Below are 12833 nucleotides of genomic sequence, written 5' to 3'. Positions count from 1 at the left end.
TTATTTACCGTAGTTCTTCTTTGTCTTGTAATCGCGGATAATGAGGTCCATATACTCGAATATGCGCTTCTTTTCATCATCCGGCAGCGTTTCCAGCTCGTCCAGGCGTTTGATCATCTCCTTATCGTAGGAGGCGTTCAGCCCTTCCCCCAACAAATAATCCACCGACACCTCAAAGGCTTTGGCAAGCCTTGCGATCACCTCGATCGAGGGCGAGTTGTCGCCGCGCTCATACTTTCCGATCATCACCCTGGAGGCTTCAATAGCTTTGGCAAGATCATCCTGTGACCAGTTCCTGGCCTTTCTCAGCTGTATAATACGATCCCCGATGTTAACCATTGTTATCTAATGTTACTGCTTTATTGGGTTATGAGGCAAAAATAGGCAAAGGTGTTTATCAAAAGAAATAAGTATTGTTTGCAACAATGAAAAACATCCGCTACATTTGTTCCACATGTTTATCATAAAACTTTTTATTATGAAGCCCGAACTCACCACCCGAACCATCCGCGTGTACAAGAAATACGGCGCCACCAACCAGCAGCGCCCTCATGTGACCATGACCGGTTTATGGCTTGAGCAGGCGGACTTTAAACCCGGCGATTATGTGAACATCGAGGTAGAAGAAGGCAAACTGACCCTGTCACGTACCAAGTGGGTGCCGGAACAGCCTGCAAAGAAATCCCGTAAAAAATGACCATCGCCGAGATCAAGCAGCAGCTTACCCTTGCCGAAGTGCTGCGCCATTACGGCCTGAAAGCCGACAAGCAGAACCGGCTGCACTGCCCGTTCCATGATGACAAAACGCCGAGCATGCAGCTTTATTACAAGACGCATACGGCATACTGTTTCAGCGGGAACTGCCCCACGCACGGCCATAGTATGGACGTGATCGAGCTGGTTCAGCGCCTGGAAAAGCTGACCAAACACGAGGCTTTGGAGAAATGCAAAACCCTGATCGGCGGAGACAGCGCAGTCCAGGTACACCCTGCCGCCGAGCTGACCAGAACGGCGGTACTGACCCGGCAGTTCACCTACTTCAAAAACGCGGTGCATAACTCAAAACCTGCCCAGGATTATATCGCCGGGCGCGGTCTGGACTTCCGAAAAACGGAGATCGGCTACAACGCCGGGCAGTTCCACCACGGGACGCGCAAGGAAGAACACCTGGTGCAAAGCTGTTTGAAATACGGCCTGCTGATCGATAAGAACCTGACCAATAGCCGTACCGGCGAAAAAGCTTACCAGCCCTTCGGTAAATGCTGCCTGGTGTTCGCCCTGCGAAATAATCAGCACCAGATCAGCGGCCTATACTTCCGCAGTACCGTGAATAACGACCACGCTAAACACTTTTACTTAAAAGAGCGGAGCGGGCTCTACCCGGGCTACCCGGATCCGGCGACGAAAAAGCTGATCCTGACCGAAAGCGTCATCGATGCCGCCACGCTATTGCAGCTTGACCCGGTTACGGCAACCTATAGCGTCCTTGCCGCCTACGGTACCAACGGGCTGAACGAAGAACACCGGGCGGCCATTAAAGCACTTGCCGATCTGCAAGAACTCATCTTCGCCTTCGACAGCGATGATGCCGGACAAGCTGCCGCCCGGAAATACGCCGCAGAACTGCACGGGGAACTGCCCGCCCTTAAAATCTCGACCCTTGCCCTGCCGTGTAAAGACGTGAACGAAACGGCACTGGCTCACCAGGATCAAGCCCTGTTCAGCCAGCTGCTGGCCGAGCGCACGGATCTTTTTCTTTCAACTGAAAATCTATCAGCTGAAAAAGAAAAACCTGCCCCTTTCCAACCAGTTCCCGAACCGCCCAAAGAAGCCCCCGCCCTGAACGTGGAAAACCCCTGGAAGCTAAGCTTCCGGACGGATACCGCCCGCTACTATATCCTGGGCGGCATCTCCAAACTGCCCGACAGCCTGAAAGTTACTTTGGCCATCGAAACCGAAAGCGGCAAGAGCCGCGTAAAGCTCGACCTGTACGAAGATAAACAGGTGGAAAAGACGGCAAGGGAAGCGGCCGAAAAACTCCACATAGATACTTACCAGATGGAAACCGACCTGCACAAGCTGACCGATCTATTAGAAAGCTACCGCGAACAGGAACTCCTTAAAAATCGTGAAACGGATCCGGGCGAAGAAGTACTGACGCCTTTAACCGCGCTGGAACGCGAGCAGGCCGAAGCCTTGGCGAAAAGCCCGTCGCTGATCACGGAGTTAAGCGAGCTGCTTGGCAAAACGGGTATCGTAGGCGAAGAAAACAGCCGGTTGCTGCTGTTCCTGATCGCCGCCAGCTATAAGATGGCTGAGCCCCTTCACGCGCTGATCCAGGGCAGCTCCGGCAGCGGCAAGACGCGTTTGCTCCGGCAGATCTCCGACTGCATGCCGCCCGAAAAAGTGACCCGGTTGACCCGCGTGAGCGATAAGGCGCTGTACAACTACCCGAAAAACTTCCTGATCAACCGCCTGCTGTGCCTGGAAGACATGGACGGGCTGCCCGAGGAAGCGGGCCTGGCCTTCCGCGAGCTGCAGAGCAATGGCGAGCTGATCTTGTTTGAAAGCATCGTGCTGAAAGTGGACGAGCTGGACGGATCGCTACGCGCCTTCTTTGAGCGATTGAAAGGTTACCTTGAAAAAACGTATCCGGGTAACCACCAAAAAGCGGAGTTCAGTTTGCTGGAAGTGCGGCAGGCGTTGGCCCTGAGCAAGACGCAGCTGTTCCGCTATGTGAATGAACTGACTGCCTTAGAATACCTGCGCCAGTCCGGCGGTTACGCCAACCGGGGCTTTAAATACCGGATCGTGTACTGGGACAACTACCTGGCGATCCGGGAAAAGATCCGGGCGCACCTGGAGAACCAACTGGACGCGCTGAAAGCTGGAACACCACGGAACACCAGAACTGATAAAAAACGCATAATGGAGCATGTAAAGGCCGTTTTTGTCGCTAGCGTTCCAAGTTCCAGGAATATGTGCAAGGGAGCCTTTACAAACCGTCATACACCTATCACCTATGATGCCGCTGATCACTGACTTTAAGGCTTACCTAACCAGCGCCGGTTATGGCAAAGGCAGCGTGTCGCTGTTGCCGGCCATTGCCTCCGACTTCCTGGAACACTGCGCACTTACTGATATCCAGTTGACCGAGCCTCACCACGTTCATCTTTATCATCATCACCTGGGCGAGCGGCCAGGCAAACACCGTTCAGGCGGGCTAAGCGAAACGTATATCCACCACCACGTTTACGCCCTGCGGGTGCTCTTGCCTGGCTGGAAGAAACGGGCGGGATCGATCATAACCCGATCAGCGCGATCCGCTTCCCCAGGCCCGAAAGAAGTAGCCGGAAACCGCTTGCTCCCGATGCTATAGAAAAGCTCTTTGCCGCCTGCCGGACGATGCAGGAACGTGCGGTACTGCACCTGTTCTACAGCTGTGGCCTGCGCAGAAACGAGGGCGAAGCACTGAATGCAAGAGACGTACACTTTGCACAGCGATTGCTGTACGTCCGTTCGGGTAAGGGAGCCAAACGGCGCGTGGTGCCGATGCCTGCCCAGGTGGCCGCCGACCTGGAGAACTACTATATGCAGGAGCGTGCAGATCACCAGGAACGTGCCTTTATGCTGAACAAAACCGGCGGAAGAATGAGCGGCCAGGGTTACCAGGGCGTTCTTTCGGAACTGCTCGAAAGAGCGGGTTTGCCGCCAGGCACTACGCTGCACCACCTGCGTCACTCGATCGCTACGCACCTGCTGGCCTCGGGCGTGAGCATGGAACTGCTCCGGGAGTTCCTGGGCCACTCCTGTTTGGAAACCACGCAGATCTATGCCGGGATAAGCCGGCAGCAACTCTTAACCCTTTAACGATGAATGAACTACATGATTACCTGTCGGAGCGCTACGCAGCACCGACGGCCCGGCTGTACGCCCGTGAAATTGAGATCTACCGAAGTAATTGCCCTGGTGCAGACCAGGCCGGCTTTAAGGAGGTGATGACCTATATCGGCCGGCTTCGCAAACGTTACCCCAATGCCGGCACGGTTCGCCGGATCCTGTGCAGCCTGAAAGCGTATTACCAGTACCTGACCCTGGCCGGAAAACGCACGGACAACCCGGCGGTATCTGTACGTTTGCGCGATCCCATCAGCACAGATATCCAGCTGCAGGACCTGTTAACCCCGGACGAGCTCGGGCAATTACTTCACAAAGAAGAACGGTATACCCTGTTGGCCACACGAAATAAAGTACTTATGGGCCTGCTCATTCACCAGGCTTTGCAGCCCCGCGAACTGGAAGATCTTCGTACAGAAGATATCGATCTGGAAGCGGGAACGGTCCGGGTCCGGGCGCAGGCGAATACTAACGGGCGAACGCTGTCGCTGAGGGCCGCCCAAGTACTGCTGATGCTGAACTACCTGCAGGTGATCCGGAAACAGCTTCTTGATGGCAGGCAAAGTGATCGCTTCCTGGTCGGATTGCGGGGTGGCCACCTGCTCGCCGCCGACATAATCAAACATGTAACGAGCCATTACGGCAGCCTGTTCCATCCCCGCAAAGTGAGCTGCCGGACGATCCGGGCCAGCGTGATCACAAACCTTCTTAAAGCAGAAAAGGAACTGCGGGCGGTACAGGTGTTTGCCGGTCACCGAAAGATCAGCGCGACTGAAAAGTACCGGCAGGACCAGGTGCAAGCTTTGCACAGCATCATCCAGGCACGGCACCCGATGAAGTGAACTACAGGCTTTAATTGCAGTGTCCGAAGTTCCCCACTGCCGTTGGTGCGGAGGCAAAGGATATATCATCTTCCTCTTTTTGTGTACGGCCTTTTCGCCTGCTGCCCGGCTATGAGGATAAGGGCCGAAAAGCACTAACGTGATGGTGAAAACGGATCGTGCAGGCCCTTGTCCTCATGGCAGGGTTGGACGGGTGCAGTGTCCCTGCTTCGGAGGATGCCGTTGTTCTCCCCGGCCAGGCTGGCACTGCCCCTAAAGCGCCCGGGTGGATCTTCAAAGGGAAACGATCATTGGTTAAGGGCAGGATCTTCGCGAGCCGTCCTGCGAGTGGAGCGAGGGTGAGCCGGGAGAAGCGCGAGGCACGAGCGCGACCGGCGCATATGTAGGAGGCCGGGCCGAACGAGGACTTCAAGGGTAAACGGATCGTCCCGGCCCGGGCGAACTACACGAGGGCGGCCATGCTGCCGCAGGCAACAAAACAAGGTCGCCCGAAGCCCGAGCGACCCGCAGGCGAGCCAAGCAATAAGGCGGCGGCTGGATGCGAGGAACGAGCAGACAGAGGAGCCGACTATGAGGACGAGGAAGGAAGGCGAAAGACATGACAGCACGGTAGGCGCTGAACGATTGCCTGATGGGTAAACGATACTTCAAAGTGCCGGACGGGCTGGCGTGGCTTTTGCGCTGACTGACGAAGACGAATGCCGCTTTTCCTGCCGTGAATGGAACCGGGATACTGATCCAGAACACGCGCACTTCTTTCTTTCAATTGAATAATCTTCTTCTTTCAGCTAAAAAAAATACCTGATCCCCTTTAACTGAACCTGCCACCGGTCTTTTTTCTTTCAACTGAATCTGAAATCCTGTTCTTCTTTCTTTCAACTGAAAATAAAAATCCTACCTTCAAGGCAAAGAAACTCCGGCGAAAAAAGGCGTGCGAGACGCTGAAAATCGCCTGGAAAACCGGTTCGGGAGGGAATAAGTACCTGTATAACGGGAAGGAGTTACAGGAGGAACTGGACGGGCAGTACGATTACGGGGCGCGGTTCTATGACCCTGTGATTGGACGTTTTACGAGTGTAGATCCGCTTGCAAATCAAAGAGACTGGCTGTCTCCCTACAACTATGTTCAGAACAATCCTATTACCCGCACCGACCCAACAGGGGCCAGGGATGATTATATTTTTGATGAAGAAGGAAATTACAATCGCGTTGAGAGAAATAACAAGCCCGATAAGCTGGTAGTTGAAAATTCAAAAACAGGCTCCAGGCAATCATATAAGTTTGCGGATCCGGAGTCAGACACAAGAGACATTGAAAACGGCACCATTAAACGGGTAACGTTTGTAAGTTCTAAGAAGATGACAGATATGCTGGGGAATGCCGGAGCTCTAGATCCCGAAAACAGAGATAGTTGGGGATATCTAAGTAAAGAAAGCAAAGGAGGTGGAGCTTTGGATTTCTCATATACCACACTTCCAACCGAGTTTGGAGAAGCTGGAGCGAGCAATGACCCGTTAAATACCCCTGCTTCGACGCTCTTTATTCCTCAAGGAGATGGCTACGTACATAATCAGATGAACTTTGGGAATTATCTATGGGGTGCAGCGGGACATTCCTTGGGGTTTGGTGAGACGACGCTAAAGTTAGGAGCTCACTATAACAGTTTAAAGAACTCTGTTTCTAATGGCTACCCTTCTCAACTCGATTCAAAAGACGATCAATTGTCAATAAGTCGAGGGATCAATTTCTCTCGAACACAGCAGCTAGGATCGCGAACATGGACTCCAACGGGTGGACTATCACCAGTTACAACTAAGAGAAGATGAAAAAAGCAATAAAAATATGGCTAACAGGGATTTTCATGATTATGCTTCAGTCTTGTCATAGTCAAAGCAATGACCTGGACAGTGTCATCGCAAAATATGACCATACAGACTTTAGCGGGTTAAAGAATGCTTCAGTATACCGCAGAAGTCTTGGCAATCAGGATAACACTTCGATATACTTTGTAAATATTTATAGGGGAAAGTGTTCTCCTTATGTTGTCGAGCTTAATGATGACAGTAAAGCAATTGTTGAAATCAGCAACAAGTTAGTTCTTAAAAGTTGTGGAAAAGACTACTTGAGCAGAGCAGAAATAGAAAAAATACTCGAAAAGTATGTGCTGTATAATTTATGCTTGATACAGGTCGATAATGAAGGAAATGTATACATCAACCCTGACAGGTCTGATCTGCCTATCTTGCTTCGAAAATCATCGAGTTCACCTCCTGGGGATATAGGCTTATTCAAAGCTTATAAAGGAAATTGGTATATAAGAAAATAACAAAGGCCGGCGGATCCGCCGGCCTTTGTTATTTACCGTAGTTCTTCTTTGTCTTATAATCCCGTATAATGAGGTCTATATACTCGAATATGCGCCTCTTTTCCTCTTCGGGCAGGCTTTCCAGCTCGTCCAGCCGCTTGATCATCTCTTTATCATAGGAGGCGTTCAGCCCTTCGCCCAGTAAATAATCCACCGATACCTCAAAGGCTTTTGCCAGCCTGGCGATCACCTCGATCGAGGGCGAGTGTCCCTGCCAAATCACTCACTTACTTTTCACAAAGTTTTTATGTGTTTGTCATTTTTTACTCACTCCAAGCGATGGAGTACGGGTCATATTTACATTTAAGAGGTTTATTGTATATGCCGTTATTAACCGTATAGGCCCTGCAATCGGTACAAATATATCTGAATTCACAGTCCCTACAGATATATATCTGGTCTTTAGAAATACCCCAGGGATCTTTAAATCCGGCAGCAGCAATGGCGGTTTTCAGTTGGGTAGTCTTAACATTGCCGAATGTTGCCTTCATAGAGGGGCAATTTTTGATAAAACCGGATTTGTCTACGGAAAGCTTCCTGTTCAGGCAGGTATTGTATTTTTGACCTTCGGTGAATAACTCGATACCCAACGCAAAGTACTTGCTTGATATAACCCCGCAATGTGATTCATCTGTGATGGCGTTAGTAGAAAAGCTAATGGTGGTAGGCAGATCAGAAAATGTTCTTAATTCCCGGGTCAACGCTGACGAATGGAAACAGATAACCGAAATTCTCAGGTTTAGCGTAATTAGGGAAATTACTTCTTCATCCCGCAGATTTCCGGGGTCGGGCAGTAGAATTTCAATGGCCGTTATTACGCTACGATCTAGCAGGCGTATTATTTCAGATAAATTCTGCAGGGATATGTCGGAGAAAAAACGTAGTTGCAACGCCCTGCAGCCCAATTCCTCCAGTTGGTTGAACAGTTGGGGAAAATCGTGTTCAGAGCTTTGGTTTATATCGATGATGGCATTGGTAATCGCAGAAGGATGGTCCCAATCGAGGTTGAGCTCAGGGAAAAGCGCAAGCTCATCAGCGGTGCAAAAAAATATATACTCCTCCGTATAAAGAAAATCGAAGTATTCTTTGATCGTGTCACTGTTATTCTCATCCTCATAAAAGGCGAGCAGGCTGTCTACTGACATGTTTGCCTGTGTCGTCAGGATATCAAAAAGATCGTTTGGAATAAAATGATATACTGCTCGTTGTATATCGCAAATCAGCGATCGCGAAGCGCCCTTCACAGGAACGCAGTTTGCAAACAATCTAAAATGATTGCGATCTACAGATCGGTTAAGCATTTGGAGATCGGTTTATGATACCTGTTGATAAAATATTTCGTGGTGATATAACTATCTACAGGCACTGCCTTTCTGCTGATAACCGTTTCGGGTGTGAATGGCAGGTATTCAAGGTTTTGAAATCCGGCGGGCAGATCGGGCAGCAATTCAGTCTCGATATACTGTTTTATTTTATCAAGCTCCTTAATTTTCGTCATATGGTTTGCGCTAAATATTGAGCGATTTTCTTTTCAAGGTAATAGTTACAGGGGAAAGAGGTCATTCCGAATTGTCCCACCGGGTTAACCTCAAAAAATACATATTCATTTTCCGGAGTGACAGCCATGTCGATAGACCCGATATTAAGGTCCAATTGTTTCATCAACTGCCTCAATTTATCCTGTATATCGGGGGGCAATGAATAAGGAACGGTCCTGTTTGGTTTTCGGTGATTGTACTTTCGAAAGTCTACCATCGTTTGTTCGTCAGATTGCGAAAAAATTGCCATGCTGTAGAACTCGCCATCCAAGTAAAATATTCGCAATTCATACTTTTTTATAATACGCTGCTGGAACAGTGAAAGGGGAAAATGGTCTCCCAGACTATTTACGTTTTCGTCTGTAAGCACATTAGTATAGTAGGCCACTGTACCTTCGTCGATATCGGTTAACATCAATGCGTCGGATATCGGTTTGCAGATGGCCTTACCATATTTCGTCAGGAAGCTCACCAGCGTCTTCTTTGAAGTGGTGACCAGGGTAGGTGGAACTGGAATCGAAAGCGCCCTGGCCTGCTCCAGCGCGATAAGCTTATTTAAATCTGCCTGGAAGTAGTTTCCAAGGCTTTTTTTCTTCCTGAACTGGTGATGCAGATATTCGCTTGTTTTTCGCTTTTCATTTCGGAAATGAGAAAACAGGTCCTTTTTATAGGGGAAATCATCCGAAATAAGCGTTGCCGGGAAGTCAATAGTAATGTGTCCGTTCCTATGCCAAAACGCCTCGATCTCATTAATGTCAATTTCCTGATCACCTACCCGTAGAAGCATGCGGCATTGATCGGCAATCTCCATCGAATGGATTTCTACGGAAGGCTGGCAGTTAATCCTATGATAACTTTTATTATAATGCCTGATCCAACCGATAACATTGCAGGTCGATTGATCTTCATTGTGGGAAATAATTAAGATGCCCAAGGTGCAAGGATTTGTAACAGAAAAATCATTTAGCGTGGCCTTCAGGAATACGCTAAATGATTTGGAACCTGTTGTTAGCAGTGCAAGCTAGGCGTAATGTAAATCGCTAACGTGGTCAGGACCGGTCTCAGTATCTGGAATACGGTCCGTGATTCCATTTATGGAGCCATAAACGAAAGTGTGTTCCAAAATGTTGGTCGGAGTTTCCGTGGGAATATCACGATAAGTTTCTTCACCATAACCTCCGCCAATGACATGTGTCATCTGTTGTTTTCCGAGCTCAACGAATTTAAGTTTCTGTAGTTTTTTCATATCTAATTAGGTTAACCGTTCGTGATAAAGATACTATTTTAGAATTACCCTGCAGTATAGATCAATAATCTGTGTAGAATTATTTTGGTTAAATAAAATACAACACTTCGAAAGTGATCTTCCTAATTTACCGCGGGAAACGGCCTTGTTACCTTATCTTTGATTGGAGTTAGTCTTCGGATTCCCGGCGATGATGGAACTTTATTCATTTCCAGGTCTTTGTAATAATGTTCAATGCTCCAGGCAATCCCCCACTGTTTAACGTAACCTTCCAAAGGCTCCAATCCAACGGCTGCACGCCGCTTATTTACATTTTCCGGATCGTCCATGGGGAGTACATAATAAGCGCCTGTGAAATAATTCTGGCCGATCTGGCTGCCATAGATCTGTTTATTGATCTGTCTCAGCGAGACCCTGTCCTCCAATAATGCCAGGCTGGAAGCACTCGCTTTCCCGCTGATGACAGCGGCACGCAACATAGGCAGGTATTTTTCCTGGGTTTTAATATCCGCATGTTGTATGACAAGGAATAACGTACGGTTGCCCTCAATACCGATCTCTTCTTTACCCAACCAGCCGTACTGATCCAGGATTTTCGTAATTCGTGGCAGATTTAACGAATCTTGACGCATAATCTCTTTCGCCTTGGCTTCCCACCGGGCGGATCTCAGACCGCCGCTTTTTTCGATACTCATCAATACACGCCGGGGAAACTGGTCATCGACATATACGCTGTCCAATGCGGCGACCACTGGCAGATTCAAATTTTCTCTTTCCTTGTCTTTTAGGGCTTTTATTGTCATAATAATATTTTTCCACCTTGAATCATTATGGAGCACGATCAAATCCGGTTCGGTTACTATCTCATGGTAATTAGTGTAAAATCCCGTTTTAACAATTTTTTCCAATTGGTAAAAGGATGAGTCCACTTCATTTGTCATCGCCCAGCAACATGCGGCTTTATATCGATCAGTTATCAGGCCCAGGTTTTTATTCGAAAAAAAAGCTTGAGAATAGGATTGCGCCGCTTTTAGAAAGTCCCCGCTTCGATAATATTGTTCCGCAAGCTTTACATTCAAATCATAAGCGTTCGGCGTTTGTGCGATCGCCGCAACACTCCAGGCAAGAACAACTGAGGTCAAAAGAATGCGTAGTTTCATATGCTTATACTGGGGACATCTGTAGAGTGGATCGTTTACGGAAAATCAGTTGTTATACCGCTATAACCAAAACTAGTAAATAATTCTCTTTATCGTCATTCTTATTTTGTTTGCGAGCTATTTGGTTTTAAATTTGACAATGACCATCACTTATGTGATTCGCGCCGATAGGGATCCTGCCCATTTGGTTCGTCTCATTAATATGCTTAACGACGGCGGGACGAAATTCGTTGTTCATGTAGATAAAAGGGCGTCTCTGGCAGCATTCAAAAACGCATTTATTAAAGAAAAATGGAATGATATACATTTTATACGGAACAGGTGCACTGCCGGCCGCGGGTCGTTTGGAGTAGTAGAGGCGACATTAAATGCGCTCAGGTTTGTTAAGAATAAATTTAAAGAGGCTGAACATATCGTAGTCATCAATGGCCACGACTACCCGGTTAAGCCTGCAGAAGATATTGCAAACCATTTTAGGCGCAATCCGGGTAAAACGTTCCTGGAGCATTTTAATGTCCCGGACGGCCGGCTATATGAGGGAGGGGTCGACCGGTTTCCGGGTTATGAGGAAACAAAAAGGGTAATGACGCTCCGCATCGGTTCCGAATGCATGTCTTTCCCGCTGCAAGTGGTTAAGATGATCTTTGCCTTTTTAAAAATAAACCCGGATTTTATAACCTATTTCCGACAGGTCAATTTTCCGATAGAAAGCTTTTTTCAAACACTATTGATGAACTGCGGAGCAGAGGAGATCCGCAGCCAATTAATCAATACCAGGATGCATGTCGGTAAAACCGAATTGAAAAATATTGCGGAGGTTGATGTCAATTCGCTGCGGTCTTTGAACAGTACTGGTTACTTGTTCTCCGGCCCGTTTGAATCATTGGCGGATAATGAGCTACTGGACCGGGTGGATAACCAGTTGCTGAAAGCACTGCCAGCTGGCAATACAGTTAATAAGGTAAGACTTGTGAACGACAAAACGCTGCCCGCCCGGGCTGGAGGAACAGCGGTATTAATGTTAACCAATAAAAAGGATGCGTTAATCGCTGCCAGATTCGATTCGTTGAAACAGCATGCGGACCGTGATCAGCAGTTTTTTTTACTCCGGCATACTGATGCAGAAAACGGGTTCGGGGGAAATAATACCGGCACGGTGGAATTTACGGACAGTATCCTTTATGACCTGGGTTACATTCCAATTTGTAATAGGCTTATTCCCGGAAGCAATCATTTCCCAATATTAAAATTTTATCTGCACCATCCCGGGTTTGATTATTATTGGTACGTAGAGGAGGATGTTTATTATAATGGAGAGTGGTGCGATTTCTTTCGTTTCTTTTCTTCCCAGGGTATCGAAACAGATTTCCTGGCCTCCCATGTAACCGACCGCGTTGATATTCCCGCCTGGTATTGGTGGAACACGCTAAGGCACCCCGACGGAAAACAACGAAGCCTGGATAAAATGCGATCCTTTAATCCCATCTTTAGAATATCGAACGCCGCATTGGCTTTTATTCATAAAATGCTAATGGAAGGATGGAGCGGACATCATGAAGTACTTATCCCCACTCTGTTGAATAACGGCGGCTTCCTGATCCATGATATTGGTGGCACCGGGAAGTACGTATTACCCGGATGTGCAGGCAAGTTTTACACGTCCGCAGCCCCGGATCCATTTGGAGAGCTGCGTACCGGATCACTAAGATTCAGACCTGTTATCACACACGAGGAAATAGGAGAGCGGGTACTATATCACCCCGTAAAATGGTCGGACAATTGATC

Annotated in this window: 15 protein-coding genes; 8 read left to right on the top strand and 7 right to left on the bottom strand. The window is 48.4% G+C overall.

Features of this window, described 5'->3' with window-relative positions:
* On the bottom strand, positions 1-339 hold the full coding sequence (locus GS398_RS01240; protein WP_160904932.1) for a helix-turn-helix domain-containing protein: 339 nt from the start codon (positions 337-339) through the stop codon (positions 1-3).
* A 139-nt stretch (positions 340-478) separates the two neighbouring features.
* Here GS398_RS01240 and GS398_RS01235 point away from each other — a divergent pair, with 139 nt between their 5' ends.
* The 7 genes from GS398_RS01235 (at position 479) to GS398_RS01205 (ending at position 7065) form a co-directional block, all read left to right on the top strand.
* A complete protein-coding gene (locus tag GS398_RS01235; RefSeq protein ID WP_160904931.1) occupies positions 479-697 on the top strand; it encodes a SymE family type I addiction module toxin in 219 nt (72 codons plus the stop codon).
* Complete coding sequence (locus tag GS398_RS01230; protein WP_202405917.1) at positions 694-3042, top strand: toprim domain-containing protein; 2349 nt, start codon at positions 694-696, stop codon at positions 3040-3042. Before GS398_RS01235 ends, GS398_RS01230 begins: the two co-directional genes overlap by 4 nt.
* Positions 3023-3379 (top strand): hypothetical protein, encoded by a 357-nt coding sequence (locus GS398_RS01225; protein WP_160904930.1) that lies wholly within the window; start codon positions 3023-3025, stop codon positions 3377-3379. The genes GS398_RS01230 and GS398_RS01225 overlap by 20 nt, the downstream gene beginning before the upstream one ends.
* Before the next feature lie 26 nt (positions 3380-3405).
* Complete coding sequence (locus GS398_RS01220) at positions 3406-3870, top strand: tyrosine-type recombinase/integrase (RefSeq protein ID WP_160905937.1); 465 nt, start codon at positions 3406-3408, stop codon at positions 3868-3870.
* A gap of 2 nt (positions 3871-3872) precedes the next feature.
* Positions 3873-4739 carry a tyrosine-type recombinase/integrase gene (locus GS398_RS01215; RefSeq protein WP_160904929.1) on the top strand — a complete coding sequence of 289 codons (867 nt, stop codon included), beginning with the start codon at positions 3873-3875 and terminating at the stop codon, positions 4737-4739.
* Positions 4740-5554: 815 nt separating this feature from the next.
* Positions 5555-6565: an RHS repeat-associated core domain-containing protein gene (locus GS398_RS22380; protein WP_369410230.1), complete on the top strand. Its 1011-nt coding sequence runs from the start codon at positions 5555-5557 to the stop codon at positions 6563-6565.
* Positions 6562-7065: a hypothetical protein gene (locus tag GS398_RS01205; RefSeq protein WP_160904928.1), complete on the top strand. Its 504-nt coding sequence runs from the start codon at positions 6562-6564 to the stop codon at positions 7063-7065. Before GS398_RS22380 ends, GS398_RS01205 begins: the two co-directional genes overlap by 4 nt.
* A 28-nt stretch (positions 7066-7093) precedes the next feature.
* Here the strand turns inward: GS398_RS01205 and GS398_RS01200 are convergent, their stop codons facing one another.
* The 6 genes from GS398_RS01200 to GS398_RS01175 form a co-directional block, all read right to left on the bottom strand.
* Positions 7094-7327 (bottom strand): hypothetical protein, encoded by a 234-nt coding sequence (locus GS398_RS01200; RefSeq protein WP_202405916.1) that lies wholly within the window; start codon positions 7325-7327, stop codon positions 7094-7096.
* A gap of 40 nt (positions 7328-7367) precedes the next feature.
* Positions 7368-8405, bottom strand: a complete 1038-nt coding sequence (gene gwsS / locus GS398_RS01195) for a grasp-with-spasm system SPASM domain peptide maturase (protein WP_160904927.1) — start codon at positions 8403-8405, stop codon at positions 7368-7370.
* Positions 8387-8602 (bottom strand): hypothetical protein, encoded by a 216-nt coding sequence (locus GS398_RS01190; RefSeq protein WP_160904926.1) that lies wholly within the window; start codon positions 8600-8602, stop codon positions 8387-8389. Before GS398_RS01190 ends, gwsS begins: the two co-directional genes overlap by 19 nt.
* Complete coding sequence (gene gwsG, locus GS398_RS01185) at positions 8599-9576, bottom strand: grasp-with-spasm system ATP-grasp peptide maturase (protein ID WP_160904925.1); 978 nt, start codon at positions 9574-9576, stop codon at positions 8599-8601. The genes GS398_RS01190 and gwsG overlap by 4 nt, the downstream gene beginning before the upstream one ends.
* An 87-nt stretch (positions 9577-9663) precedes the next feature.
* Positions 9664-9888: a hypothetical protein gene (locus GS398_RS01180; protein ID WP_160904924.1), complete on the bottom strand. Its 225-nt coding sequence runs from the start codon at positions 9886-9888 to the stop codon at positions 9664-9666.
* Between the two features lie 122 nt (positions 9889-10010).
* Positions 10011-11048, bottom strand: a complete 1038-nt coding sequence (locus GS398_RS01175; protein ID WP_160904923.1) for a DUF6624 domain-containing protein — start codon at positions 11046-11048, stop codon at positions 10011-10013.
* A gap of 139 nt (positions 11049-11187) precedes the next feature.
* On the opposite strand from GS398_RS01175, the gene GS398_RS01170 reads away from it, so the two are divergent.
* On the top strand, positions 11188-12831 hold the full coding sequence (locus tag GS398_RS01170; protein WP_160904922.1) for a beta-1,6-N-acetylglucosaminyltransferase: 1644 nt from the start codon (positions 11188-11190) through the stop codon (positions 12829-12831).
* Positions 12832-12833 lie beyond the last annotated feature (2 nt).

The organism is Hufsiella ginkgonis (assembly GCF_009834915.1).
Taxonomy (GTDB): domain Bacteria; phylum Bacteroidota; class Bacteroidia; order Sphingobacteriales; family Sphingobacteriaceae; genus Hufsiella; species Hufsiella ginkgonis.
The sequence above is the reverse complement of the archived record's forward strand: the minus strand, read 5'-3'. Positions and strand labels throughout refer to the sequence as shown.

Bases quoted from the DNA above. Each gene is read 5' to 3' on its own strand.
- GS398_RS01240 (WP_160904932.1), bottom strand. From the start codon at position 339: ATGGTTAACATCGGGGATCGTATTATACAGCTGAGAAAGGCCAGGAAC.
- GS398_RS01235 (WP_160904931.1), top strand. From the start codon at position 479: ATGAAGCCCGAACTCACCACCCGAACCATCCGCGTGTACAAGAAATAC.
- GS398_RS01230 (WP_202405917.1), top strand. From the start codon at position 694: ATGACCATCGCCGAGATCAAGCAGCAGCTTACCCTTGCCGAAGTGCTG.
- GS398_RS01225 (WP_160904930.1), top strand. From the start codon at position 3,023: ATGATGCCGCTGATCACTGACTTTAAGGCTTACCTAACCAGCGCCGGT.
- GS398_RS01220 (WP_160905937.1), top strand. From the start codon at position 3,406: ATGCAGGAACGTGCGGTACTGCACCTGTTCTACAGCTGTGGCCTGCGC.
- GS398_RS01215 (WP_160904929.1), top strand. From the start codon at position 3,873: ATGAATGAACTACATGATTACCTGTCGGAGCGCTACGCAGCACCGACG.
- GS398_RS01205 (WP_160904928.1), top strand. From the start codon at position 6,562: ATGAAAAAAGCAATAAAAATATGGCTAACAGGGATTTTCATGATTATG.
- gwsS (WP_160904927.1), bottom strand. From the start codon at position 8,405: ATGCTTAACCGATCTGTAGATCGCAATCATTTTAGATTGTTTGCAAAC.
- GS398_RS01190 (WP_160904926.1), bottom strand. From the start codon at position 8,602: ATGACGAAAATTAAGGAGCTTGATAAAATAAAACAGTATATCGAGACT.
- GS398_RS01180 (WP_160904924.1), bottom strand. From the start codon at position 9,888: ATGAAAAAACTACAGAAACTTAAATTCGTTGAGCTCGGAAAACAACAG.
- GS398_RS01175 (WP_160904923.1), bottom strand. From the start codon at position 11,048: ATGAAACTACGCATTCTTTTGACCTCAGTTGTTCTTGCCTGGAGTGTT.
- GS398_RS01170 (WP_160904922.1), top strand. From the start codon at position 11,188: ATGACCATCACTTATGTGATTCGCGCCGATAGGGATCCTGCCCATTTG.